Origin of the sequence: Alicyclobacillus cycloheptanicus, from assembly GCF_028751525.1 — a bacterium.
In the GTDB taxonomy this organism is placed as follows: domain Bacteria; phylum Bacillota; class Bacilli; order Alicyclobacillales; family Alicyclobacillaceae; genus Alicyclobacillus_L; species Alicyclobacillus_L cycloheptanicus.
Genome location: NZ_CP067097.1, coordinates 2,831,359 through 2,855,680, shown reverse-complemented (window position 1 = coordinate 2,855,680; position 24,322 = coordinate 2,831,359). Strand labels below are relative to the sequence as shown.

General features: G+C 61.8%; 23 protein-coding genes and 1 riboswitch. Of the genes, 10 read left to right on the top strand and 13 right to left on the bottom strand.

Annotation, left to right across the window (positions count from 1 at the left end; translation table 11 throughout):
- Positions 1-2: 2 nt before the first annotated feature.
- Both JI721_RS13140 and JI721_RS13135 read right to left on the bottom strand, forming a co-directional pair.
- Entirely contained in the window at positions 3-2,951 is a 2,949-nt protein-coding gene (locus tag JI721_RS13140; protein WP_274455323.1) for an AAA family ATPase, read from the bottom strand.
- On the bottom strand, positions 2,948-4,246 hold the full coding sequence (locus JI721_RS13135) for a metallophosphoesterase family protein (RefSeq protein ID WP_274455322.1): 1,299 nt from the start codon (positions 4,244-4,246) through the stop codon (positions 2,948-2,950). Before JI721_RS13135 ends, JI721_RS13140 begins: the two co-directional genes overlap by 4 nt.
- Before the next feature lie 240 nt (positions 4,247-4,486).
- On the opposite strand from JI721_RS13135, the gene JI721_RS13130 reads away from it, so the two are divergent.
- Positions 4,487-5,734 (top strand): MFS transporter, encoded by a 1,248-nt coding sequence (locus JI721_RS13130; protein WP_274455321.1) that lies wholly within the window; start codon positions 4,487-4,489, stop codon positions 5,732-5,734.
- 92 nt (positions 5,735-5,826) lie between these two features.
- Here the strand turns inward: JI721_RS13130 and JI721_RS13125 are convergent, their stop codons facing one another.
- The 3 genes from JI721_RS13125 to JI721_RS13115 all read right to left on the bottom strand — a co-directional run bounded on the left by JI721_RS13125 (position 5,827) and on the right by JI721_RS13115 (position 8,054).
- Positions 5,827-6,657 (bottom strand): undecaprenyl-diphosphate phosphatase, encoded by an 831-nt coding sequence (locus tag JI721_RS13125; protein WP_274455320.1) that lies wholly within the window; start codon positions 6,655-6,657, stop codon positions 5,827-5,829.
- A 112-nt stretch (positions 6,658-6,769) separates the two neighbouring features.
- On the bottom strand, positions 6,770-7,642 hold the full coding sequence (locus JI721_RS13120; RefSeq protein WP_274455319.1) for a DODA-type extradiol aromatic ring-opening family dioxygenase: 873 nt from the start codon (positions 7,640-7,642) through the stop codon (positions 6,770-6,772).
- A 187-nt stretch (positions 7,643-7,829) separates the two neighbouring features.
- Positions 7,830-8,054 (bottom strand): TM2 domain-containing protein, encoded by a 225-nt coding sequence (locus JI721_RS13115; protein WP_274455318.1) that lies wholly within the window; start codon positions 8,052-8,054, stop codon positions 7,830-7,832.
- Positions 8,055-8,279: 225 nt separating this feature from the next.
- Between JI721_RS13115 and JI721_RS13110 the strand changes: the two genes are divergently transcribed.
- Positions 8,280-8,564: a hypothetical protein gene (locus tag JI721_RS13110; protein ID WP_274455317.1), complete on the top strand. Its 285-nt coding sequence runs from the start codon at positions 8,280-8,282 to the stop codon at positions 8,562-8,564.
- 35 nt (positions 8,565-8,599) lie between these two features.
- Here JI721_RS13110 and JI721_RS13105 read toward each other — a convergent pair whose 3' ends face one another.
- From JI721_RS13105 to JI721_RS13090, 4 genes are all read right to left on the bottom strand, one after another.
- Positions 8,600-9,472 carry a D-alanyl-D-alanine carboxypeptidase family protein gene (locus tag JI721_RS13105; protein ID WP_274455316.1) on the bottom strand — a complete coding sequence of 291 codons (873 nt, stop codon included), beginning with the start codon at positions 9,470-9,472 and terminating at the stop codon, positions 8,600-8,602.
- Between the two features lie 113 nt (positions 9,473-9,585).
- Entirely contained in the window at positions 9,586-10,254 is a 669-nt protein-coding gene (locus JI721_RS13100) for a metal-dependent transcriptional regulator (protein WP_274455315.1), read from the bottom strand.
- A gap of 183 nt (positions 10,255-10,437) precedes the next feature.
- Complete coding sequence (locus tag JI721_RS13095; protein WP_274455314.1) at positions 10,438-11,661, bottom strand: glycerate kinase; 1,224 nt, start codon at positions 11,659-11,661, stop codon at positions 10,438-10,440.
- A gap of 150 nt (positions 11,662-11,811) precedes the next feature.
- A complete protein-coding gene (locus JI721_RS13090; protein ID WP_274455313.1) occupies positions 11,812-12,240 on the bottom strand; it encodes a BrxA/BrxB family bacilliredoxin in 429 nt (142 codons plus the stop codon).
- 233 nt (positions 12,241-12,473) lie between these two features.
- Here JI721_RS13090 and hemE point away from each other — a divergent pair, with 233 nt between their 5' ends.
- Genes hemE through hemG form a run of 3 tightly spaced genes read left to right on the top strand, consistent with a single transcriptional unit; the run spans position 12,474 to position 16,050 of the window.
- Positions 12,474-13,541 (top strand): uroporphyrinogen decarboxylase, encoded by a 1,068-nt coding sequence (hemE, locus tag JI721_RS13085; RefSeq protein ID WP_274455312.1) that lies wholly within the window; start codon positions 12,474-12,476, stop codon positions 13,539-13,541.
- Between the two features lie 42 nt (positions 13,542-13,583).
- The gene (hemH, locus tag JI721_RS13080) at positions 13,584-14,588 is read left to right on the top strand and encodes a ferrochelatase (protein WP_274455311.1); all 1,005 of its coding nucleotides are present in this window, start codon (positions 13,584-13,586) and stop codon (positions 14,586-14,588) included.
- A complete protein-coding gene (hemG, locus tag JI721_RS13075) occupies positions 14,581-16,050 on the top strand; it encodes a protoporphyrinogen oxidase (RefSeq protein WP_274455310.1) in 1,470 nt (489 codons plus the stop codon). Before hemH ends, hemG begins: the two co-directional genes overlap by 8 nt.
- Before the next feature lie 44 nt (positions 16,051-16,094).
- On the opposite strand, the gene JI721_RS13070 is transcribed toward hemG, so the two are convergent.
- Positions 16,095-17,030 carry an SDR family oxidoreductase gene (locus JI721_RS13070; protein ID WP_407654113.1) on the bottom strand — a complete coding sequence of 312 codons (936 nt, stop codon included), beginning with the start codon at positions 17,028-17,030 and terminating at the stop codon, positions 16,095-16,097.
- Positions 17,031-17,279: 249 nt separating this feature from the next.
- On the opposite strand from JI721_RS13070, the gene JI721_RS13065 reads away from it, so the two are divergent.
- Entirely contained in the window at positions 17,280-17,444 is a 165-nt protein-coding gene (locus JI721_RS13065) for a hypothetical protein (protein ID WP_274455309.1), read from the top strand.
- Positions 17,445-17,451: 7 nt separating this feature from the next.
- Here the strand turns inward: JI721_RS13065 and JI721_RS13060 are convergent, their stop codons facing one another.
- Together JI721_RS13060 and JI721_RS13055 are read right to left on the bottom strand one after the other, a co-directional pair.
- Entirely contained in the window at positions 17,452-19,062 is a 1,611-nt protein-coding gene (locus tag JI721_RS13060) for a peptide chain release factor 3 (protein WP_274455308.1), read from the bottom strand.
- Between the two features lie 52 nt (positions 19,063-19,114).
- On the bottom strand, positions 19,115-20,335 hold the full coding sequence (locus JI721_RS13055; protein WP_274455307.1) for an MFS transporter: 1,221 nt from the start codon (positions 20,333-20,335) through the stop codon (positions 19,115-19,117).
- A 230-nt stretch (positions 20,336-20,565) separates the two neighbouring features.
- Between JI721_RS13055 and JI721_RS13050 the strand changes: the two genes are divergently transcribed.
- Positions 20,566-20,958 (top strand): hypothetical protein, encoded by a 393-nt coding sequence (locus tag JI721_RS13050; protein ID WP_274455306.1) that lies wholly within the window; start codon positions 20,566-20,568, stop codon positions 20,956-20,958.
- A 39-nt stretch (positions 20,959-20,997) separates the two neighbouring features.
- On the opposite strand, the gene JI721_RS13045 is transcribed toward JI721_RS13050, so the two are convergent.
- Complete coding sequence (locus JI721_RS13045) at positions 20,998-21,891, bottom strand: cell wall hydrolase (RefSeq protein ID WP_274455305.1); 894 nt, start codon at positions 21,889-21,891, stop codon at positions 20,998-21,000.
- A gap of 5 nt (positions 21,892-21,896) precedes the next feature.
- Positions 21,897-22,039, bottom strand: a riboswitch (cyclic di-AMP (ydaO/yuaA leader).
- 187 nt (positions 22,040-22,226) lie between these two features.
- On the opposite strand from JI721_RS13045, the gene JI721_RS13040 reads away from it, so the two are divergent.
- From JI721_RS13040 to JI721_RS13030, 3 genes are all read left to right on the top strand, one after another.
- On the top strand, positions 22,227-22,667 hold the full coding sequence (locus tag JI721_RS13040) for a Fur family transcriptional regulator (protein ID WP_274455304.1): 441 nt from the start codon (positions 22,227-22,229) through the stop codon (positions 22,665-22,667).
- Complete coding sequence (locus tag JI721_RS13035; protein WP_274455303.1) at positions 22,664-23,554, top strand: hypothetical protein; 891 nt, start codon at positions 22,664-22,666, stop codon at positions 23,552-23,554. Before JI721_RS13040 ends, JI721_RS13035 begins: the two co-directional genes overlap by 4 nt.
- A gap of 180 nt (positions 23,555-23,734) precedes the next feature.
- Entirely contained in the window at positions 23,735-24,280 is a 546-nt protein-coding gene (locus JI721_RS13030; protein ID WP_274455302.1) for a peroxiredoxin, read from the top strand.
- Positions 24,281-24,322 lie beyond the last annotated feature (42 nt).

Here is a 24,322-nt window from a genome sequence, read left to right as displayed (position 1 = left end):
GCCTATTCGACTCCCGTCAAGGATACGACCGGTACACCAGCCGACTCCGCAAGTTCTACCACTGATTTGTGACACGTCAGGTAGAGCATTTGACCTGATTGTGCTTCTTCGTTCAGCATAGCAAAGACCGCGGCCAATCGGAGGCTGTCAAAATTCACCAGCGGGTCGTCCAGCACCACCGGCAGGATGGTGCCGCGGCGCTGGTACGCCCGGATGAGCGCCAAGCGCATCGCGAGGTAGATTTGTTCGCGCGTCCCGCGTGACAACGCGTCGATCCGCCAATGGGTCCCCTGCGCATCGACGGCAAACCACGCTTCTCCTGCCGCCCCCTCCTCGTCGCCAAGGACCAGCAAATCCACATATTTGCCGGCAGTCATCCGCGCGAACAACGCCCCTGCCGCCTTCAACAAGGCGGGCTGCTGCGCGCGTTCAAACTGCTGACGCGCCTGCCTTACGAGTTGGTGCGCAATCACATGCGCGGCCCACTGATGGGCGATCGCGTCGCGCCTGGCGCGGGTCTGCGCAAGCTGCCAAACGATGTGCGCCGTCTCCTGCCCATCCTGCCAGCTGCGCAGGGCCTGGGTGAGCTGCCATTGCCGCTCCTGACTGGCCTGAAGCAAGGCACGCAGCCTGGACACCTGTGCCTCCAAGGATTGGAGGCGATCGGTCCAAGTGGCTTCGGATGTCTCACGGAGCAGCACTGCCTTTTCCGTATACGAAGCCTCGCCGCCCGCGAGCGTGTTCGCCTGCACCTGCCACTCGCGAATCTCCTGCTGAAGTGCCTCGCCGTCCGCTGCCATCTGCAGCGCGCGGTTCAGTCCCTCCATCCGCACATCGAACGCCCGCTGCAGGGCGCTGGCATCTCTCGCTGCCGGTTCACCGCCCCGCGCCGCGGGCGCGAACGCTGCTGTCGCATCGAGAAACTGGACGATCGTGTTTCGCAGTTCTTCCGCCTGCTCGGACTGTTTCGCCAGCGCCGCCTGTGCGGTGCGGATGGACAGCACCACGTTGGCTTCCACCACGAACGCATTCGGGTGGAACGCCGTCTTCGGCAGCCCGACTTCTGTGAGGAAGTCCTGCCAGGCGGCATCGGTCTGCTCGAGCTGTGCCTGCGCCGCCGCCAACTTCGCTTGCGCTTCTTCTAAGCCGTCGCGCGCCGCCTCCCAGCGCAAAAGGGCTTGACGGGTTTCGCGAAGCCCATCACGCAGCGCGTTGAGGCGCCTGGTTCGCTCTCTCAGCGACGCTTTCGCCGTTTGGAGTTGTTCGGCCCACGCATTGGACAGCCGCGCTGCATCGAATCCCTCGGAAGTCGGCTGCTGCACTGACCAAAGCGCCGCAAAGGCCTCAGCGTGCCATGTCAGCCGGCGAGCCGTCTGCAGAAGGGCGGCCTCCTGCTGGCCGCGCTGCACCCGCAGCCGCTCAAGGTGGGCGTCTGCCGGCGGGTGAGCCGCGGCACCCTGTCGGCGGCCCAAGCCAATCAGCACGGCCGTGAGGACCAACCCGAACCCTGCGGTCAACACGCCGTCCACAGGCGCGCCCTGCCACACTTCGATAACCGCGAGCGCAAACGCCGCAAACGCGACGCAAGCCGGCAGCCAACGACCCGACCGCCTGGTTTTGCGCCGCCCTGGCGGCCCCGCAGCCGTCTCATACGCGGCAATTTCCTGCGCTGTCGCCTCGTACTGGGACCACAGCCGCTGCAGCTCGTTCAGCCGTTCCATCTCGTCGTCACACACGGCCAATTCACGCGCCAGGTCTGCTTCTGCCTGCTCGATGTCCGCCTGGCTTTGCGCAGGCGTCCACCCGTTCTCCTGCAGCAGCGATGCCGCCTGATGCAACGCGCGCTGCTGCTGCTGCACATCATTTTGCCGCGCTGCCACTTCGCGCTGACCCGCGTCCAGCCGAGCCTCATACGCCCTGGCTGCCTGCAGCACACCGACTGAGAGCGCGGCCTGCTCCAGGGGACGCTGCGCCGCGCCGCCAGGCAGGGGCTGCAGCCAACCAGGGTGAATCTGGCCGACCTGCTCCGCGATGACAGATTGCAGCCGCTGCAGCTCCCCTTCGAGTTCGTGCAGTTGGCGCAGCTGTGCCTCCACGGCCCGCGAAGACGCCCGCAACGCCGACAGTTCTGCCATCGCAGGCAAGCCATGCGGCCCGTCTGCCATGACCCGCAGCCGTTCGCGCAGCGCCTCCAGCTGGTCGTGGACTGGCCGCAGCCGCTGCATCAGCCGCGCTTCATCCAGTGCACGCTCGGCAGCTTCCAGTTCCTTCTGCAGCGCGGCCTGCTCAGCCATCGCTTGCGCAAGTTCCTGCTTGACCCGCAGGTATGCATCCGGCGTATCGTTCGCCAGCGCCAGGCGGTCACGCAGCGCCGACATCTCCGCCATGCACTGCAGCAAAAGGGCGTTTTTCGCGCGTGGATCCCGGTTGTACAACCGTTTCGCCGCCTCTGCGAGTGACCGTTCCATGGCCATCGGCGACAAGCCTCCGGCAGCCCCCGCCGCATACAGCCGTTCGGAAGCGGACTTGTTGTCTCGCAGGTCCTGCAGTTCCGCCAGCTGAAACGTAAAGACGGATTGATACAGCAGCGCCTCCACCTCGCGCAGTGCAGAAAACTGGTCCTGGAACTGCGTCTCGCCGACCAGGCGCCGGCCGTCGCCGGCAGACGCCGTCGGGGGGTGCCTGCGCCGGCCAGACAGGGACCGCTCCACGCGCCACAGCGTTCCCTCTTCGTCCTCCAGGCGGCCGATGACGCGCGCGCCCGCGCCGAGCGATACAGCGGCTTCCGCCTGCGTGGCGCGCCCGAACAACAGCGCGCGAATGCCCGCCAGGAGTGTACTCTTGCCAGCTTCGTTCGGCCCGTAGATGACCGTCAGTCCATCTGCCACATCGTTCAGCACCGAACCTTGATGAAGGCCGACGTGATAGAGCTCAAGCCCCCGCAGTTTCATCGTCCTTCGTCCTCCGCCGCTTCCGTGAGAAATCGCAGCACCAGGTGCTCTGCCTGGTCCACCCACTCCATCACGACCGCGTCATCGATTTGGTCGAGTGAGAGTTCATTTCCGGCGTGAAACACATCCCCCAGCCATTCTGAGAGAACGGCACGGGCGCCGGGTAAATCCTGGCGCAAGCGGTCCGACAGCTGCAGGAAGATGCCGACAAATGCAGAACTCGCACGCAGCGTATCGAGGTCAATCGGCGGCTTTGTCCGGTTCACCACACGTTCAACCATCGCGCATCCGCCCATCCGGTCAAGCTGCGCCTGCACTGCCTCCAATAACGCGTCCTCGTCCGAGACATCCGCGAAGCGCGGGGTGGTTCCCTCGAGCACGACCCGCACCACGGCACCGCTGCCGCCAAGACCCGCAACATCCGCTTCGATGGCCTGCGCCACGCGCATCGGCACCTCGCCCAAGTCGTGCACGTCATCCAGCGATACCGTGGACGTGACCCAGACGACCGTCGCCACGGGATGCCGGGTCCACGTCGTACTGCCCTGCTCATCCACGTCGATGACGAGGCACCCAAGGCGGCCCGCTTCGCGGATGTGCCTCCCCTGCGGAATGCCCGGATACACAATCAACGGGTGGGACGCTGACAGCACCATCGGCCGATGAATGTGCCCCAAGGCCCACACATCAAAGCCGCGCGACATCAGTTCGGTGACGCTCGCCGCACAGTAATTGGCGTGAAGTGCGCCCGCAGCCCCGCCAATGTCGCCGTGGTACAGCGCGACGGCGAAGTCGACCCCCGCATCTCGTTCAAAAGCGTCCACAAACGACTCGCGCATCTCGGCCCGGCTGTAACTGAACCCGCTCACCTGCACCACCGTGCCGCCGGCCAGTTCAAACCGCACGGACGGCACGCGGTAATCTGCGGTTTTGCGGGACGGAGCCGCTGGAAACACGTGGACATTGTCAGGCCATTCAATCGGACCCGGCTTCGAGAGCGGGTCGTGGTTGCCGTGACTCATCACCACCCGTACCCCCGCGTCACGCAGCCGCTCGAATCCTCGCCGCAGCGCAAACTGCACGCCCATGGGCACAACATCCGCGTCAAACACGTCACCGGCAATCGTCACAAAGTCCACCTGCTCTGCCAACGCCACATCGACAATGCGGTCGAACACCCCAGAAGCTGCGGCTTGCAGCTTTTGTACCCAGACCTCCGGCAGATGCTTGCGCAGTCCTTGAAACGGCGTCCCCAGATGAAGGTCAGCTGTATGTAAAAAACGAAAACGCCGCACCCCATTCCCTCCATCCACTGTGTTTCTCATGCCATCGCACGGTTTTCGGCCGATCACGATGCGCAGACGGTCCACCTCGTTCATGATTCACAAACATATGTTCGCATTTTTGCCCGCGTTTGTCCAGTCCTGATTCACACCTTGCGGCCTGTGGGCATATGTCGTGGGAGAAGGTCAGACGCATGCGCGTTCGAGATGCGTCACACGCGTTCGAGATGCGTCACAAAGGAGTGAACCATCATGAGTGACTCAGCGCTTCAGACAACGGACACCCGCCCGACCTCGTCCGCAGACCGTCCGTCCGCCGCAAAAATCCTGGTCGTGTCTGGTTTGGGTCTGTTGTTCGACTCAATGGACGTCAGTCTCTTGTCGTTCGTGCTTGTCTCTCTGACGAAGCAATGGCATCTGGCTTCGAGCACAGTTGGGCTGCTCGGCAGCATCAGCCTCGTCGGCATGGCGGTCGGGTCGGCGCTGGCGGGTCTCTTGTCCGACCGCTTCGGGCGACGCTCCACGTTCCTGTGGACGCTCCTCATCTACAGCATTGCAACGGGGTTGTCAGCCTTGGCCGCGGGGGTTGGCATCTTCATCGTCCTGCGCTTCATTGTCGGGTTCGGTCTGGGCGGCGAACTGCCGGTCGCGACCACGTACGTACTGGAGTCCTCGCCGGAACAGCAGCGGGGCCGGCGCGTGGTCCTGCTGGAGGCCTTCTGGGCCGTCGGCAGCCTTGTGGCCGCGCTCATCTCGTTCTTCGTGATTCCGAGCCTCGGCTGGCGCATCGCGTTTCTGATTGGGGCGATCCCGGCGCTGTACACGCTGGTTCTCCGGTTTTCGCTGCCTGAGTCGCCCAAGTACCGTGCGCTCGGGAAGCGGCGGGCCACCGTGGGGATGGCGTTCAAGACGCTGTGGCGGCGCGATCTCGTGCGGGCGACGTGCGCGACCTGGATTGTTTGGTTTGCTATGAACTTTTCTTATTATGGCATGTTCCTGTGGCTCCCGTCGGTGATGGCGCTCAAAGGGTACAGCCTCGTGCACAGCATTGGCTACACGCTCATCATGACCCTGGCCGAAGTGCCTGGGTACTTGATGGCGGCCTGGCTGGTGGAGAAGTGGGGCCGCAAACGCACCCTGCTGCCCGCCATGCTGCTCGCCGCGTTATCCGCGCTTGGCTTCGGCTTCGCAGCGAACACGGCGCAGCTGATTCTCTTCGGGCTGCTGCTGTCGTTCTTTATGCTGGCCGCGTTCGGGGCAACCTACATCTTTACGGTCGAACAGTTCCCCGTGTTCGCGCGCGGTTCAGGCATGGGCTGGGCGGCAGGTTTCGGTCGAATCGGCGGGATCATCGGCCCATATCTGGTGGGCGCGCTGATTGCCGCGAGCGTTGGGTTCTCGACCATCTTCGCCATCTTCTTCGTCGTCACGCTGGTCGGCTTTCTGCTCGTGTGGTGGCTGGGCCGCGAAACGAAGGGGAAACAAATCGACGAACTGTGAGCCTTCCTGTTTCAAAATACAAACGGGGCTGCCCGGTGCGTGTCATCAGGCAGCCCTCGACGTGCATTCGCAGTGACTTTTTCAGCAGCGTGTTAAAAGTGCAAATTGGCCGCCGCCAGAATGGCGACAATCACGCCCACGATGACGCAGTAATAGCCGAATGGGCGGAGCGCCCGAACTTCCTGGGTGTTGAAGTACCGCATCAGGAAGGCGACACTGAAGAACGCGACGATACCGGAAAGCACACCGCCAATCACCCCGTACTGCAGCATGTGTCCGGTGTGGTGGTGGAGAATCTTCGGGACCTCCAGAATGCCGGCGCCCGCAATAATGGGCGTCGCGAGGAGGAAGCTGAAGCGTGCGGCTTCGTCGTAGTCGAGTCCGACCGCGAGCCCGGCCGTCATGGTAATGCCGGATCGTGAAAAACCAGGAATCAACGCAAACACCTGAATGACGCCAATGACGAGGCTCTGCCAGTAGGACATGCGCTCGACGGCGATTCCCCCTCGCTGCCGCTGCCGCAGACGGTCAGCGAAAAACAGCACAAAGCCATTCACAATCAGAAAAATCGCAGCCGACAGGGCGAACGGAAACAGAGCCTGGAGCTTGTTCTCAAACAGCTTTCCGATGATGGCTGCCGGAATGGTCGCCACGACAATCAACCCGAGCAGCCTGCGCTGCTTTGGTTTTGGCATCCACAGGGAAGAAATCAAATCCACCCAGTCCCGCCAGAAGAACACCAGCAGGGCGAGCGCCGTGCCCAAATGGAGCATGACGACAAACGGCAGGAAGTTCGGATCGTCAGAAACCTGCGTCCAGCCAAGGACATAGGGCAGTATCACGCCGTGCCCCACACTGCTGATGGGGAACAGTTCGGTGATTCCCTGAACCAGCGCGTAAATCACGATTTGCAGGAAATTCATTCAACGCCATCCCTTCGTGCAGAATCCTCCTCATTATACGGTTGTCCACGGACCGAGGATAGTGCCGAGCGCGACGTTTTCATCAAAATCGCCCGGGTGCGGGACAAAGGGGTTAGGCTTTGGGCCGTACGGCGGCACAAAGCAGCCCGAAGTAAGTGGGCACCTCATACGTCAAGAGTTCTACATCCCGCGCCGCCCTCGGCAGCGCGCCCGCCAAAATCAACGTCTGCCAAATTCCGTCCGGCTTCGCGGCAGCAATCCATGCAGAGTCAAACGCGGCCATCGACTCCAGGTCGTTCGCCTTCACCAACTCGACCACCTTGGCATCCAGCGCTGCAGCGGCTGGGTCAAACCCGTAGGGTCCGTCTTGTGCATGCGCGTGCGCCCAGTCACAACTCGCGATGAGGCCCGTGCGCAGGCCTGAGCTCGCCACGGCGCGGCGAAGCGCCTGTCCGAACCGGATATGGTCCTCCATCGACAAAAGACGGGACGGCGTGATGACGACAATCGGCGTCTCCGGCATGAAGTACAGCGGCACCATCGCGCCCCAGTCGAGCGGCAGGCAGGACAGCGGCCCCTCGCTCGTGGCATAGTTGACGCCGCCGACGGGCAGCACGCCGCGCCTGGCCTCGTCTACGATGGCGCGCGCCAACGGCCGGTGCACCTTGCGCTCCATGGCCAGGGATGCCCCGTTCTCTTCCACCAGGCCGGACATGCGTTCGCAGTCCGTCACCGCGAACGCGCCGTCAATGCGAACGCCGTGGGGCGTGACAATCACGATGACCTCCGGGTTCGCACGCGTCATCTCGTCGCCGAGCCGCTGCATGCTCCTGCGGGTGACGGCCATCAAATCCAGCTGGCCAGGGGCCAGTTCCGGCACAATTTCCCCGCCGTGCGGCGTGATACAAGCGAACACAAACGGGGCCTGGCCGGCGGCGGGGGCTTGTCCATTTTGTTCCATCGGATGCGGCTGTGTGGTCGTCACGGGCGTGATCTCCTTCACCTGCGTTTTCGTTCCATTATACCGCGAAATATACCGCGCAACGGACCCGCGGCACGATGCGCCTGGCCGTCCCCGCCGGGGGATGCCCTCGCAGGCGGTCGCCTCTGCGCGGGCTCGGAGAACCACCGTCGACGGCCGGTGGCTCGTTTGGGTTCGACCATGCCCCACGTTAGCGTTCGGCCATGCCGGCTGTGAGAAACAAATCCACCAGCCACCACACGCCCACGATGAACAACAACAAATGGCCAACGACGATCGGAAAGGTCAGCCCGCCGATGACGGTCAGCGCCAGCATCACAACCCCGCTTCCAACACGCCCACAGTACATCCGATGAATGCCGAGGTATCCGAGAAAGAACCACAGGACATACGCCAACGCCACCGACCGTCCCATGACCGTCCCTCCCATCGTGATCGCCCGCCTCAAACCCGAGGCAGCGCGCAATTTCTACAGTGTATGTTGACACGGCATGTCTCGATGTCGCGCGGGGTAAGGAGGCTCTCGGGGGACATCCTTGGACACGCGCCAAACAGGCATGCCAAGCCGGACATGCCAACGAGATACATTCAATCGGCCCGCTGCATAGGCTTTGGTGTAGGAAAGGGTCAAGGAAAACGAATGGCGCGGCAGCGCCTGGAAGGGGACGTCATGATGGCCGTGTGGATTCGCGGTGGGAAAATCCAGAACGCCTCCATGAGCAACAATGGAGGCGTCTTTATCGGGCAAACCATTCAACACAGCTGGGATTCGTCGGTGATGGAGAAGGAGGCCGCTGCGTTCGCCATGGGCGACGGCAACTGGACGGCCGTCGGATGGGCTGCCTGCATCGGACAGTCGGTGGTTCGCCAGTCCATCCACGACGGCGACGTCAAGGGCAACTTCAACGGCTCCCACATCCGCTAGGTTCGGTGCTGGAGGCGGCTGCGGGCAGCATCCGTTCAGACGAGCTGCACCTGCCGGTTGTCCATCGCAAATTCGAGCAGCCGCCGCGTCTCCCGGTACATGAACGACTTTCTGGGCGCGCCCAGTACAACCGAAACGCGGACGCGGCCGTGCTGCCGGACCGCGAACGCCAGACAGTACATGGCCTTCGAGGTATACCCGGTCTTGCCGCCGATCACTTCGCCAAACGTCGGGTCTTTCAGGTACGCAAACCGGTTTCCGTTTCGAATTTGTTTGCCCGCGACCTCATATGACTGAGTCTGCAGCACCGCGACAATCTGCGGGTATTTGATGGCCTCGGCAAGAATCAAGGCAATGTCGTGGGCCGTGGACAGGTGCGTGTCGTCATGCAGGCCGTTCGGGGTAACAAAATTCGTGCGCGTACAGCCAATCAGGCGCGCCTTCAGATTCATCATGCGGGCGAATCCTTCCTGCGATCCGCCTACGGTCTGCGCGATGGCGTAGGCGACGTCGTTGGAACTCTTCATGAGCAGCGCATGCAGCGCTTCATCGGCCGTCAGGGTGGTCCCGGGTTTGACTCCCAGTCTGACGCGCGGCTGCCGGCTTGCGTCCGCGCTGACGTAAACGGGATCATCCGGGTGCAAGTGCGTCACCAACAGGATGGCAGTCATCAGTTTGGTGGTGCTGGCGGGGTAGAGTAACTCATCTGCGTTTTTCGCATAGAGGGTCTTGCCGCTGTCAACATCCAGCACAATTGCAGCCTTGGCGTTGATAAACACCCGGGCAGGGGCTTCTTGGGAGGTCGTTCCATCTCGCGCGTACGCGGGCGGAGCCAGCAAACTCCACACCAACAACAGCGCCAGAACGAGCAGGCCGGCCTTGGTGCGTTTTGGCACACAGACGTCCAATGGGAACACTCCTTTGAGGTGGTAGCCGCCGCGGCGAAAACCCTGTTCAGGCTCGCCTGCACGGTGGAATGTTTCGACATGCACCTCAAAAGCGTGTTCCAACGGCCACTGGATTATGTATGTGCTTCGTGTACCAGCACGCGCCGGGCGACTTGCTCGTCCAGCGAGTAGGTGACCCCGCCGACATCAATGGGGATCCCGGCCTCATAAGGACTGCTCGGACTCTCCACACGCAGCGTCGCACCTGGCACAATCCCGGCCTTGTGCAAAAAACGGAGGAGTTCGAGGTCTTCCTCAGCCTGCTCCACGATGCGAATGACCGTGACGGTTTTCGCCCCTTCCACTTGCGAAAGCGGCTGGCCTTGTTCCTGGCGCGCGCCGGAACCGGGAATGACATTTCCATGCGGACAGGTGGTCGGATTCCCCAGCCGCTCGGCCAGCCGTTCTTCCACCTTCGGTGAAATGGCGTGCTCCAGGCGGCCTGCCTCCACATGGGCGTCCGCCCAATCCAGGCCAAGCTCGTCCGTCAGCCATCGCTCCAGCAGGCGATGTCGCCGCACCATCTTTTCCGCCAGCTGACGGCCTTCTTCCGTCAGCACGATTTCTTTCCCTTCCCCTGTGGCAACATAACCGGAAGCGGTCATGCGCTGCACGGTCTGCGTCACCGTCGGACGGGCCACGTCCAGGTAGTCGGCAAGCCGTGAGGCCAGCACCGTATCGCCTTCCGCGTCCAAAATGTAAATGGCCTCCAGGTATTCTTCCATTCCATGCGTTCTTGGCACACCGGTCTCCTCCCAGCGAGGCAATTTTAGTCTGTTCGTGCCCTGTCGAACATCTCCGATACTCTTTCTCCGATACTCTTTCGCAGAAACATTGTAGCACAGGGCATGCGGGACTCGACTCGATTTGATGAGGAATTTCCGATAAGCCCTTGTCATACCTGGAGTATGCCCAAGCCCGTCCGTTCACCTGTCCTGCGCACCCTCACGCTGCCACACGGCAGCGGCAGCTGCGGCTGCCTGTTCCAGCCACGCTGCCGCATGCACGCGCAGTTCGTCTGACGTTGCATGGGCCGGAGACGCCGCGAACGCCTTGGTGATGCCAAGGCGCAGCAGCGCTTCATACCCCGCCCCCAGTGCACCGGAGAGCAAGAGGCAGGGTTTGCCGGCCTGCTCTGCGAGTCGGCCGACATACGCCGGTACCTTGCCCATCGCAGACTGGGCATCGCTGCGGCCTTCCCCCGTGATCACCAGGTCAGCCTGACCGACTGCCTCCGGCAAGCCAATCGCCTGCCCGACCAGCTCCGCCCCAGGGACCAGCGCTGCACCGGCCAGCTGCACCAGGGGCAGCGACGCGCCGCCTGCGGCGCCAATGCCGGGCAAGACGGACACATCCTGCGCCATGCCGCCGTCAGACACCCGCCCTCTTGCGGACACGCCGCCGTTTGCGATCGCGCCTCCTTGCGTGCGCACCGCTTGCTGCAGCAATGCAGCAAAGCGCCGCAGTTCCGCATCCCGCCGCGCCACTGCGGGTGCATCCAGCCCCTTTTGGGGGCCATAGACGCTTGCCGCACCGAGCGGCCCGCACAGCGGATTGTTGACATCACAGGCCGCGCGAATCTCCACGCCCCGCAGCAGGTGCAAGGCCTCCCCCGCGTCGATGCGCTCGACCGTTGCCAGTTCCGAAGCATCTTGTCCGCTCTGCGGCTGCCCATCCGCGTCGTAATACCGGGCACCCAGCGCCGCCAGCAGGCCGTACCCGCCATCGCTCGTGGCGCTGCCCCCCAGCGTCAGCAAAATTCGCGCCGCACCGCGGCGAATGGCGTCCCGAATCAGCTGGCCCGTCCCGTACGTCGAGGCCGCCAGCGCATGCACCGCGTCGCGCTTTTCTTCCTCGACCCTGGTCAGCCCCGACGCGCTCGCCAGCTCAATCAGCGCTTCACCGGTCGGCAGCAGGGCGTACGCTGCAGACACCGTCCGGCCCAGCGGGTCAACCGCCTCTATCTCGATTCGTTCTCCGCCGATCGCGGTCAGCACCGCTTCCTGGGTGCCTTCGCCGCCATCGGCCATCGGCTTGAGCACCGCCTCGCAGTCCGGCCAGGCCCTCCGCAAGCCCCGCGCCACCGCTTCGGCTGCCGCCGATGCGCAGAGCGTTCCTTTAAATGAATCCGGTGCGATGACCACCCGCATGAATCCACCTTCCCCCTTTTGTCATGGACGCGGACGACTTGTCTTGGACGCGGACGGCGGCGCCAGCGTGGACGCAAAAAAGAGCGGCCCCTTCGTGCCGTGCGCCAGGGACCGCCCTTTTCGAACACGCTGTGTCGCAGTACCGGCCGTTTAGCAGTACTGGTTGAACATTTCCTTCATGCGGTCGGCGACGTGTGCCGCGCTCGTCCCTTCGATGTCGCTGCGGTGCAGCATGGACACCAGCTTGCCGTCTTTCATCAGCCAGACTGACGGGGAAGAAGGCGGATACCCTTCGAAGTACTCCCGCGCCCGCGCCGTCGCTTCTTTGTCCTGACCAGCGAAGACCGTCACCAGACGGTCCGGCTTCTTCTCGTTCTCCAAAGCCAGCGCCGCCGCCGGACGCGCGATGCCGCCTGCGCAGCCGCAGACGGAGTTCACAAACACCAGCGTGGTCCCCGTCTTCTCCTGAAGGACCTGGTCGACCTCTTCCGGGGTCTTCAATTCTTGAAAACCGATTTGCGTCAACTCATCCCGCATCGGCTGAACCATCATTGCGTAGAAATCCAATTCCAGACTCATCCTGCCCATCCTCCCTTACGTAACTTCCATATTCATTATACCGCGACCCGTCAAGACAACGGCAAACATTCGACAGTTTGCCGACAAGAAATGCAAGATCCGCCTGCGCCCCGGCTGGCGCGTCCGTGGAAGGTTGCATCGACGATCACGTCCATGTATAAATAACCTGAACTCGTCTTCATCATTCTTGATGTCATGATTCTTGGCTTCATTTCCGAAAAGAGGATTCCGCCATGCCTGGCAGTTCAACCTTTTTACAAGCCTGCGCGCGAGAACCGGTTTCGACTGTGCCCGTTTGGTACATGCGCCAGGCGGGACGCTATCAACCTGAGTATCGCAAAGTGCGCGAGAAATACAGCCTGCTCGAGATTGTGCGGCACCCTGAAATCTGCTTCCAGGTGACCAAACTTCCCGTCGATCAGCTGAATGTCGACGCAGCGATTCTGTTTTCTGACATCATGGTGCCCGTTGGCCCCCTCGGCGTCAAGTTTGACATTAAAGAACACGTCGGCCCGGTCATCGAATCACCCGTTCGGTCGGCGGCGGACGTCGACCGGCTTCACCTGTACGACCCGAACATTGAACTCCCCTACGTCATGGAAACCATTCGGATGCTGGCCAACGACCTGCCCGTTCCGCTCATCGGATTCACGGGCGGCCCGTTCACGCTCGCCAGCTACATGATTGAAGGCGGCCCGTCGCGCAACTATGTCCGAACGAAGCAGCTGATGTGGAGCGAACCTGCTGTCTGGCACACGCTCATGGACAAGCTGGCGGAGATGAACATCGCCTATCTGACGGCCCAAATTCAAGCGGGCGCGTCTGCCGTTCAGCTGTTTGACAGCTGGGTCGGTCACCTGGCGCCGGAAGACTTCGAACGGTATGTGCTGCCTGCCGTACAGAAAATGTTTACGGCATTGCGCCCCCTCGGCGTCCCCTTGATTTACTCTGGCGTGATTACCGGCGAGCTGTTGCCGCTCATCGCACAGTCCGGGGCCACCGTTGTCAGCATTGATTGGCGTGTGCCCATCCCGGAGGCGAGGAAACGATTGGGCAGCCACATCGCGATTCAGGGCAACCTCGACCCGGTCCTTCTCTTCGCCCCGTGGCAGGAACTCGAGCGCCGGGCGCGGGCTGTGGTGGACGCCGGCATCGCCGGCCCCGGTTTTATCTTCAATCTCGGCCATGGTGTGGTGCACAACAACCCGACCATCGAAACCGCCACGCTGGCGCGGCTGACGGAGTTTGTGCATGAGTACAGCCGGGAACGGCTGGCGCAAGGTGCAGCCGACTGGGTGTAATGTCGTGAAACGACTGACCGATTGAAAACGGAGATGAATGATATGGCATCCCAACAGACAGCGCAATCTACCCTCGGCATCCTGCTGATGGCGTACGGTACGCCGAGAAACCTGGACGAGGTCGAGGCGTACTACACGCACATCCGGCACGGCCGCCCGCCAACCGAGCAGCAGCTCGCCGACCTCATGCGCCGCTATCATGCCATCGGCGGCATTTCACCGTTAAATGACATCACCGCGGCCGAAGCGCGCGAATTGGAGGCGGCCCTCAACCGCGACGGCGGACGGCCCTGCAAGGTCTACCTGGGGATGAAGCATGCGCATCCGTTCATCGCGGACGCGGTCGCGCGGATGGCGGCAGACGGCATCACGGAGGCCGTGACGCTGGTGTTAGCGCCGCACTATTCGGCCATGAGTGTCGGCCAGTATCAGAAGAATGCCGACGAAGCCGCCACGGCAGCCCGAGGGCTGACCTTGTGGCACGTGGACAGCTGGCATCTGCATCCAAAGTTTTTGCGGCTCATTGAAAGCCGCGTCCAGTCTGCGCTGGCTCGGTTCGCCAACCCGGACGATGTGCTGGTGGTTTTTTCCGCGCACAGCCTGCCAGCGCGCATCATTGCCGCAGGCGACCCCTACGAGCGCCAGCTCCACGAGACCGGTGACGCAGTCGCAGCAGCACTGCACCTCCCCAGGCACCGATTCGCCTGGCAAAGCGCGGGGCGGACGGCAGACACGTGGCTGGGGCCCGACATCCTGGAGGTCCTGCGCGAGCTGGCCGCTGAGGGAACCAAGCAGGTTCTGCTGTGCCCGGTTGGCTTTGTCTCCGATCATCTTGAAGTCCTGTACGACGTGGATATTGAGGCGCAGGCACTCGCCCGCGAACTCGGTGTGCAGTTGGAGCGCACGGCATCCCTGAACGCCGACCCCGCGTTCATCGAAACCTTGCGCGATGTCGTGCGCGCGCGGGAGGTGCAAGCGGCCGCCGCAGGCCGTACGTCAGACGTGGTGCGGCCGGGATCACAGACGGGGGATGAAGCGGATGCGTGAACGACACATCGTCGTCATCGGCGGCGGCATTACGGGGCTGTCCGCCGCGTTTGAACTGAAACGCAAGGCGGAGGCTGTGAATATGCCGGTTCGCTGCACCGTGATCGAAAAGGACAGCCGCTTCGGCGGAAAGATTCAGACCAAACGCCGCGACGGGTTCGTCCTGGAGCGCGGCCCGGACTCGATGCTCGCGCGCAAGCCGGCCGGCGTGAACCTGATTCGCGACCTTGGCATCGAATCCGAGACGGTCGGCACCAACCCGCACGCCAACAAGACCTACATCCTGCACGAAGGCCAACTGGAGCCGATGCCGAAAGGGCATCAAATGGGCATCCCCGTCGACTTCACAAGCTTCCTCCAGACCAGGCTGCTGACCCAGGCCGACAAACTGCGGGTGGTGCTGGAGCCGTTCATTCCGCGGGGCAGCGCCGATGGCGACGAGTCGCTCGGACAACTGCTGCGGCGCCGATTTGGCGACGCGCTCGTGAACCGCCTCCTGGAGCCGCTGATGGCGGGCATCTACGCCGGATCGATTGACCATTTGAGCGTCCGCACGACCTTTCCACAGTACCAAAAACTTGAACAGCAGTACCGCAGCCTGGTGCTGGGACTGCGCGCGCAGCGGCGCGCCATGGCTGCCATGCAGGCCCCAGGTGCGGAGCGCGTGGGCCCTGCATCGGGGCGCAGCGTCTTTATCACCCTGCGCGACGGCTTGCAAACCCTTGTCGAACGACTGTATGACACCCTCGTGAACTGGGCGGACCTGCGCGTGTCCACCGATGTTACCGGCGTGACGCGGCGTACGGACGGAACCTACACGGTCACCGTTCACAGCGAGGGGCAAGTGGAGCACCTGCCGGCCGACGCGGTCATCTGCACCACGCCCGCGGGACCCGCCGCGCAGCTCTTGTCCGATTTGGTGCCAGCCGCTGCGCGTTTGTCCGAGATTCCGTACGTGTCCACCGCGACGATTGTCCTCGCCTACCCAGAAGAAAAGGTTCAGGTCGATCTCGATGCGTCCGGCTTCCTCGTCCCCCGCGGCGAACAGCGCGCCATCACGGCCAGCACGTGGGTGTCGAGCAAGTGGCCCAACGCGGCGCCGAAAGGGCATGTGGCGATTCGCTGCTATGTCGGGCGCGCCGGTCAGGAAGAGGGGTTGAAGCTGGACGATGCGGACCTGGTGGACGTTGTCCGGCAAGAGTTGAAGTCCATTTTGGGCCTGGACGCCAAGCCAGAATTCACCGTCGTCAGCCGCTGGAACAACGCGATGCCGCAGTACACCGTCCACCACCTGGACCGCATGGCAGAGGTGGAAGCCGCCATCGCCAGGCAGGCGCCCGGGCTGTACATCGCCGGGGCGGGCTATTACGCCATCGGGATCCCCGACTGCATCAAGCACGGCCAGGAAGCGGCCGCCAGGGCGCTGGCGCATGTGACAGACGGCGAGCTGGCGCAGGCCTGAGGAACGGGCGCAGGTCCAAAGATCTGGCGCAGGCCGTGTGACCGCTAGGAATGCGTGGACTGGCCGCCGTCCACGTGCAGCACCTGGCCGGTGACATAGCGTGCGTCGTCGCTCGCCAGGTAGACGAAGGTCGGCGCAACCTCAAAAGGCTGGGCAGCGCGGCGCATCGGCGTGTCTGTGCCGAACACCGCCACGCGGTCTGCGGTGAAGCTGGCCGGGATGAGCGGGGTCCAAATCGGGCCGGGTGCAACCGCGTTGACGCGGATGCCGCGCCTCACCAGACTTTTCGCGAGCGCCCGGGTCCAGCCGACCAGCGCCGCCTTGGTCGCTGTGTAATCAATCATCTGAGGCTCACCCACATAAGCGACCACCGAAGCCGTCTCGATGATGGCACTGCCGGCCGACAGGTGACCAAGCGCCGCCCGCGTGGTATAAAAGTGCGAATACACGTTGACCTTGAAGGTCTCGTCAAACTGTTCGTCGGTCACACTGGTCAGGTCCGGCTGCTGAAACTGGATGCCCACATGGTTGCACAGGATGTCCAGCCTGCCAAAGACGCGCACCGTCTCCTCGACAATCCGCGCACACTGCCGCTTGTCGCGCAGGTCGCCCGGGAGCAGCACGCACCGCCGCCCCAGCCGTTCGATGCACCCCTTCACCTCGTTCGCGTCGTCGTGTTCATCCAAGTAGGCGATCGCGACGTTCGCCCCTTCCTTCGCAAAGGCAATCGCCACGGCGGCCCCCATGCCGCTGTCTCCCCCGGTGATAAGCGCAGTCTTCCCCGCCAGTTTGCCACTGCCCTGATACGCCGGATTGTCCAGAATCGGCTTTGGCACCATCAGCGACTGCACACCGGGATGGCGAAGTTGTCTCTGTTCAGGAAAACTGATGGGGATATCATCATACATCGTGACAGAACCGTAGTACGGATACAGCGGATACGGATGCGACACCTGGTTCGCTGCAAACCAGGCCTGCATCCGCTCGATCTCCTCGCGTTTTTCAGGCCGTTGTTCGGCACGTTGGCCTGGTTGGGAGCGTTCTTCTGGCATTTCGTCCTTCAGGTGATATTCTGGCTGCTCCGGATGCATGGCGGACCCCTCCGAAATTTTGGCTTACGGCGTACTGTATGAACGAGGAATTCGCCGTGCCACAAGGGCGCACACAAGGGCGCATCCGCACAACCGCGTGAATACACTGCAAGACGAGATGCGAAGGAGGACTGCTCCATGCGTTACGAGTTTCGAACCACCATCAAGCGGCTGCTGCAGAACGACGTACAGGAAACCCGCAGGATGATGTACTGCGGCCAGACCTGGCGCGTTCCGGTGATCGCTGTGCGGCCCCCTTACTACACACATCCCCGTCTGGTGCCGCACGTTCCCAAGTTGTAACGGTTTACTACTCGACGGACTCGACCCGCGTCAACCCATAAGATGTCTCATACAAGCGCACCTGCGGGTTCTTTTCGCTGACCCACCGCAGAGCGAAGTCGTCGCTGAACAGCATGACCAGGTGCTGCTGCTGGTCGCGCACAATCATGCAGGAGGCATGGTCGTAGTTCAGCGCATCCACCGGCGTCTCGGCGAGCCACCGCGCATACTTGTACGGCAGGTGCGACAACACCGGTTCGGCGCCGTACTCGGCGCGCAGGCGGTGTTCAAACACTTCAAATTGAAGGCGCCCAACCACACCGATGATGAGGTCCTCGGTCCGATTGGCCATCCGGAACAACTGGATGGCCCCTTCTTCGCTGAGTTGCTGCAGCCCCTTTTGGAACTGCTTGTGCTTGAGGGTATCCGCAGCCGTCACGCGGGCAAAGTGTTCCGGGGAAAACTGCGGCAAGGGCTCGAACTGAAACTTTTCCCCGGCCGACAAGGTATCGCCAATTTGGAACAGCCCAGGGTCATGCAGTCCTACAATGTCCCCCGGAAAGGCCTCCTCGACGGTCGTCCGGTCCTGCGCGAAGAACTGCTGGGACTGCGACAGGTTGAGCGGCCGGTTCAGCCGCACATGGTGCACGGACATCCCCCGTTCAAACTTGCCAGAGCAAATCCGCAGAAACGCCACGCGGTCGCGGTGCGCCGGGTTCATGTTGGCCTGAATCTTGAAAATAAAGCCCGAGAAAGGCGCGTCGGTCGGCATCACGGTGCCGTCCAGCCGCTTGCGCGGCGTCGGGTTCGGGGCAAGCTGCACAAAATCGTTCAGGAACGACTGCACGCCAAAGTGCGCCAGCGCACTGCCAAAAAACACCGGCGTCAAATCGCCCCGATTGATACGGTCGAGGTCAAACGCTTCCCCCGCCACATCCAGGAGTTCCACATCCTCCAGCAGTTTTTCTGCGGCAGCGGCGCCCAAGATGTCCGACAGGCGTGCATCGTCAACGCCCGAGACCTGCAGCACCTCGGCCTCTTCCTGCCGGCCGCGAAAATGTTCGAAGACCTGTCTCTGCCGGTGGTACACCCCCTGAAAGTCTCCGCCAGCACCCACCGGCCAGGTCATCGGATACGAACGGATGCCCAGGACATCCTCCAATTCCTTGAGCAAATCGAGTGGATCCCGACTCTCTCTGTCCATCTTGTTGATGAAGGTGTAAATCGGGATCTGCCGGAGCCTGCACACCTGGAACAGCTTGATGGTCTGCGGCTCGACCCCCTTCGCGGCGTCGATCAGCATGACCACGCTGTCCGCGGCCGTGAGCGTGCGATACGTGTCATCGCTGAAGTCCTCGTGGCCTGGGGTGTCCAGAATGTTGAGGTGGCGTCCCTGGTAGGGAAACTGCAGCACCGTGGAGGTGACTGAAATCCCCCGCTGCCGTTCGATCTCCATCCAGTCGGACGTCGCCGCCCGCCTGGACTGCTTGCCTTTGACCAGGCCTGCCTCCCGAATCGCGCCGCCAAGCAGCAGCAACGCCTCGGTCAGCGTGGTTTTCCCGGCGTCCGGATGAGAAATGATTGCAAAGGTGCGGCGGCGGTTGGCCTCCGCGACAATGTGGTTGTCAGATTCCGTCATCAGTGATGTCCTTTCCACGCGATTTCATGGTGCATTGAAGGAAGTCGTCCCTTCAGGAAGTCGTTTTCAGCTGGCCAGCGTCGCCCGGACTCGACAGGGCCGGTCCCCGGTCACTCGGCAGAAACAGGCCAATCAAGGCGCACACCAAGGGCAGCACCGAAAGAATGGTAAACACCAGCGGGACGCCGAACGCGTCGGAAATGGACCCCATCAGCGTCGCGCCAATGCCGCCAGCACCCACCCCGAAGCCGATGGACAACCCCGAGGCCATCGCCACGTTTTTCGGCAGCAGTTTTTGCATGTAGACCACCGTAACCGCGAACGAAGACAGGACGCAAAACCCGAACAGCAGCAGGTCAAACACCGCCAACACCCCGCCATGGGTGAAGGGAAACAAAATCGCAAAGGGCGTCGCCGCGAACATGGAACCCACGAGCAGGCGCTTGAGGCCCAGCTTGTCGGACCACATGCCGCCAAGAAAGGTGCCGAGCGCGCCCGCCCCAACAAATACAAAATTCAGCCACTCGGATGCTTCCAGCGACAGGTGATGCATGTAAAACGGCAAAAACACGACCACACCGACCTGACACCACGAACGAAAAATGATGAGGAGGACCAGCAAAATCACGCCGGGGATGTTGTTCTCGCCTTGTCCAACCTTGCGCGCCGTGCGCTCGGCGACGATGCGCCGGTTGATCCAGCCGAGGATTTGCCCGGTGAGCCCGAGTGACAGCACCGCCACCGGCAGAAACCAGAGCAGACCGTGAATCCCCGTGCGGTGCAGGAAGAGCGGGATCATCATCGGACCACAAGCCTGACCGGCGTTGCCGCCCACCTGAAAGATGGACTGCGCCAGCCCCTTTTTGCCGCCGGCCGCCAAGTGCGTGCCCCGTGAAGCCTCGGGGTGGAAGGCGCCGGATCCAAATCCGGACACGGCGACACAGACGAGCAGCAATCCCAGCGAGTCCACGGCACCCGTCAGCGCCAGCCCCAGGCAGGAGAAAAACAAGCCGACCGACAGCCACCAGACGCGCGGCTTGCGGTCGCTCAAGGCGCCAAAAATCGGTTGCGCGACAGAGGAAGTTAAATACGAGACCAGCACAATCAACGTAGACTGCGTATAGTTCAGGTGAAACGCCTGTTTGTACATCACGACCAACGCCGGCACCAAACCGGTCGTCATCAAATCGTTCAGAAAGTGGGATGCGCTGAACGTGAAGACAGCGCGACGATAGATCGGCTGCCGCGTTGGCAAAGGTGCTGCTGTTGACATAACGATGTACCTCCGATCTTCTGGAAATGAGAAAAAGACGCCACTGTTCATTATCCGCAATGTAGCGTCAAAAAACCAGCGTGACACAGAATGTCCGCTGTTCCACCCGAGTGACCGCAGTTGTCGGCCGGGGTGTCTTCACGGAAGTTGTCCGCTGCGGTTGGCCGAGAGATTCATAGATTTGCGAGAGGCCGCATAGACTATGGACAAACGGAAAGGGGTGCGTCCGCGTGCGATTCCTCAAATGGATCACGGCGATTGTCACATGCCTGTTCGCCTTGTATACAGCGCTTCAGGCGATGCAAATCGCATCCGCCGGGGCCGTCAACCAAATCCCCCAGCTCGAAGGCGACGGCGGCGGCGGCATGGTGTTTGCGCTGCTTTGCTTCATCGCGGGTGTCTTATGTATGTTGAAACCCATCATCGCGCTTTTCTGCTACACGTTGACAGTCCTCGCCGGAGTGGTCGTCGGAATCATCTATGACGACCCGGTCCTGTGGATGTGGGCTGGCGGCGCGTTGATTCTCACCGGGTGCTGCTACGCAAGTCACCGCTGGAAGAAAACACACAGACCAGCAAACAAGCGAGATGTGCAAAAGTCGGCCGCACATGCGAAAGCGTGACAGGGAGCACGTCCCCTGCCACGCCGTCGGCTTGCAGCGCTACTTCGCGAACACCAAAGAGCCAATTTGCGTGATGGTGGGCTGATTCCAGACCCAGCTGCCAGCTGGTGTCTGGGCCGGATCGTAAAAGACAAGCGCGCCTGGCACAAGGTCCGTGCCGTCGTCCAGCACCTGTTGTGCCGCCTGCCAACTGCTGGCGGTTGGTGTCGTGTAGATATAACCGTCCATCACGCTGGTGAACTGGTAATGACCGTCTGAAATCTGGAAGACGACATCCTTGACGGTGCTGCCGTACGATCCCGACTGCAAACGGTGCAGAATGACATCGCCCACGGCGATTTGCGCTTGCTCGGATTCGCCGCCGGCCTCCGCGTTGATGACGTGCGCCATCCAGTACAGATTCTGCGACGCGAGGCTGGACGATGTGTCCGTCGATGTGGACGCTGTACCAGCCGAAGCACGGGACTGCGCCAGTGCAGAGGCTTGTCCGGATGCCGTCGACGCACTGGACGCCGTCGAAGATGCCGCGGGAGCGGATGCGGCCGGTGTCTGTGCAAGAATGTACACGACACTGCCAACCCACAACACCATTGGATTCAACGTCGGATTGGCCGCTTCCAGATCGGACAGACTGACGTTGTATTGCTTCGCCAGCTTCCAGAGCGTATCGCCGGGTTGCACATCGTGTTTGATGATACTCGGCACCCGCACCTCTGTGCCAACCAGCAGGTTCAGCGGCTGAACCGAAGGGTTCGCGACTTCCAGCGACGCCACTGGAACGTGCGAAGCCCTGGCGATTTTCCATAGGGTCTGGTTCGGTTGGACCGTCACCGTATGTGCGGATATCGTTTCAGCAGAAGCCGGCACGGCCCCGAGAGCCATTGCGGCGGCAGCGGCAGCGGCAGAAATCGTGATCGAAGAAAAACGTGACAAACTGAACATCCTCCCGTTACGCCTCCGGGGTTAGTTGTCGGATGCGGATGACGAGCCACCCGTCGCTCCAAGGAGCGATTTACCCCAAGGTCCGAAGACCAAGAAATTCCCCCGTACATCCCGAAGGATGATTCGGCTTAGTCAGTTGCCTGCAGAGTATACCATCCTGGCCTGTCGTATGGGTGATCCAAATTCGGGAAACCTGTGTAAAGACGCATGCTGGCGGACTGGTGAGGTTGACGGCGCGCACCATCGGGTGTATCCTCGCTACCGAAAATGGTTTTCTATATTTGAACGACCATCATTCGAACTGCAGTCGAAAGGGTCAAATCCGGATGGATAAACAGCAAGTCATAGACCGACTGCACGAACGTCGGTTTCGATTGACACAGGAGCGGGAACAGCTCCTCGAATTGTTCGCCGGCGCTTCCTGCATGATGACGCCCGCCGAACTCTATGAACTGAGCCGGTCGCACCAGGTCAAGATTGGACTGACCACGGTCTACCGTCTGTTGGAAGTCTTGACCAAGGTGGGGGCGGCAACGCCGTTTCTGCTCGACGGCAACATCTATTACGCGTACTGCGACGGCGGACATCACCACCACTTTGTCTGCTTGTCGTGTCACAGCGTTCGTGATCTGCATGAGTGCCCCACCTTCGCAAAGGTCCCCCGGGACTATATCGTGCAAAGTCACCGGGCAGACCTGTTTGGCATCTGCCCATCGTGCCATCAAGGCCCCGAGGATGCCCTGGCGGGAGAGGAGCACAACGCATGAATTTTTGGAACGATCCACGGCACATCACGTGGATCATCGACTTGGGAACCGTGTTTCTCATGGGGTTGGTTCACGGTATCACGCCCGATGAACATACGTGGCCCATCACGTTCAGTTACTCGATTGGCAGTTACAGCACACGCGGCGGGATGCGGGCTGGACTGTTCTTTTCGCTGGCGTTCACGGTGCAGCGCGCGATTGCGAGCGAGTTGGCATACTTCGCCCTCGCCCGGTTCCTGACACAACCGCGTGAGGAAGAAGTGGTGTATCTTCTGGTAGGTATCGTCATGCTCCTGTCCGGATACTTTATCCTCTACAGGCGCAAAACCCTGCACCTGCTGCCGTGGCTGGAGCGGCTGCTCCCCCACGTTCGCGAGGACGGCGAGGGGGTTCCCGTGAAGCTGGCACTCCTGCACGGCTTCGTCGCCGGATGGGGTACGGGCGCGTTCGCAACCATCATCTACACGACCATCTCTCCGCATATGCCGAACGCCTGGGTTGCTTTCCTCCCGGGGCTGCTCTACGGCCTTGGGACAACCGTCATGCAAATCATCGCAGGGGCGGCGTTTGGGCGGTGGATGGAGAACCGTCAGCTCGGCACGGCAGCCAAAGCGTTTGTCGGCCGGTTTGTCGCGGGCAACACCCTGTTCATCGGCGGCGTGTTGTTTGTCCTGGCTGGCGCTGTTGGGTTGGTGTATCCAGCCCTGATGGACTGGCAGGTCTCCACGGGGCTGCATATTTACAATCTCGACACCATCAACACCGCACTGCTGTTGGTGATTTTCATTGTCGGGGGCGCTGGATTTTCGTCCCTGTGGCTGGGCCTGCGCAAGGCTTCCGCATACGGCCCGTCCGCGGCCGATGCGGCATCCGACAGAAACCCCTGACGGGATGGGACGAGCGTGCTGGTACGCTGGGTTGGGCTGGCGCTGGACGTGCTAGCAACGCGCTAGCAACGCGCTTGATTAGAACAATTCTAAAATGGTAACATGGAGATGCGACCAACCGCCTGTACATAGTCGCAGCGCAGGCAAGGATATATCCAGGTTTTAAAGGAGGAGATTTGTATGCCGTTTGTCGGAAAACCAGCACCTGACTTTGAAATGCTCTCCACGAAGAACATGAAGACTCTGGAAGAAACCGTGAAACTGTCTGACTACCGTGGCAAGTGGCTCGTATTCTTCTTCTACCCTGCGGACTTCACGTTTGTCTGCCCGACGGAAATCCTGGCCATGAACGAACGTTTGCAGGAATTCAAGGACCTGGACTGCGAAGTCCTGGGCTGCTCCACCGACAGTGTGCACAGCCACAAAGCCTGGATCAACACGCCGCGTGACAAGAACGGCCTGGGTTCGCTGGACTACCCGCTGGCCGCCGACTTCACGAAGGAAGTCGCACGCAAGTACGACGTCCTGGTGGAAGAGTCCGGTCAGGCGCTGCGCGGCTTGTTCATCATCGATCCAGAAGGGATTCTGCGCTACCAGGTCGTGCACGACATGGATATCGGCCGCAGCGTGGACGAGACCCTGCGTGTGCTGGAAGCCCTGCAGGCTGGCGGCCTCTGCCCGGCGAACTGGAAGCCTGGCCAGAGCCTGCTGACCAAGCCGGAATAAAGATTGATGCACACGTGAAAGACGGTTCCGGACGGGGGGCAG

Bases quoted from the DNA above. Each gene is read 5' to 3' on its own strand.
- JI721_RS13060 (WP_274455308.1), bottom strand. From the start codon at position 19,062: ATGACGGAATCTGACAACCACATTGTCGCGGAGGCCAACCGCCGCCGC.
- JI721_RS13140 (WP_274455323.1), bottom strand. From the start codon at position 2,951: ATGAAACTGCGGGGGCTTGAGCTCTATCACGTCGGCCTTCATCAAGGT.
- JI721_RS13065 (WP_274455309.1), top strand. From the start codon at position 17,280: ATGCGTTACGAGTTTCGAACCACCATCAAGCGGCTGCTGCAGAACGAC.
- JI721_RS13055 (WP_274455307.1), bottom strand. From the start codon at position 20,335: ATGTCAACAGCAGCACCTTTGCCAACGCGGCAGCCGATCTATCGTCGC.
- JI721_RS13130 (WP_274455321.1), top strand. From the start codon at position 4,487: ATGAGTGACTCAGCGCTTCAGACAACGGACACCCGCCCGACCTCGTCC.
- JI721_RS13070 (WP_407654113.1), bottom strand. From the start codon at position 17,030: ATGCAGGCCTGGTTTGCAGCGAACCAGGTGTCGCATCCGTATCCGCTG.
- hemH (WP_274455311.1), top strand. From the start codon at position 13,584: ATGGCATCCCAACAGACAGCGCAATCTACCCTCGGCATCCTGCTGATG.
- JI721_RS13030 (WP_274455302.1), top strand. From the start codon at position 23,735: ATGCCGTTTGTCGGAAAACCAGCACCTGACTTTGAAATGCTCTCCACG.
- JI721_RS13095 (WP_274455314.1), bottom strand. From the start codon at position 11,661: ATGCGGGTGGTCATCGCACCGGATTCATTTAAAGGAACGCTCTGCGCA.
- hemE (WP_274455312.1), top strand. From the start codon at position 12,474: ATGCCTGGCAGTTCAACCTTTTTACAAGCCTGCGCGCGAGAACCGGTT.
- JI721_RS13090 (WP_274455313.1), bottom strand. From the start codon at position 12,240: ATGAGTCTGGAATTGGATTTCTACGCAATGATGGTTCAGCCGATGCGG.
- JI721_RS13040 (WP_274455304.1), top strand. From the start codon at position 22,227: ATGGATAAACAGCAAGTCATAGACCGACTGCACGAACGTCGGTTTCGA.
- JI721_RS13110 (WP_274455317.1), top strand. From the start codon at position 8,280: ATGGCGCGGCAGCGCCTGGAAGGGGACGTCATGATGGCCGTGTGGATT.
- hemG (WP_274455310.1), top strand. From the start codon at position 14,581: ATGCGTGAACGACACATCGTCGTCATCGGCGGCGGCATTACGGGGCTG.
- JI721_RS13125 (WP_274455320.1), bottom strand. From the start codon at position 6,657: ATGAATTTCCTGCAAATCGTGATTTACGCGCTGGTTCAGGGAATCACC.
- JI721_RS13035 (WP_274455303.1), top strand. From the start codon at position 22,664: ATGAATTTTTGGAACGATCCACGGCACATCACGTGGATCATCGACTTG.
- JI721_RS13115 (WP_274455318.1), bottom strand. From the start codon at position 8,054: ATGGGACGGTCGGTGGCGTTGGCGTATGTCCTGTGGTTCTTTCTCGGA.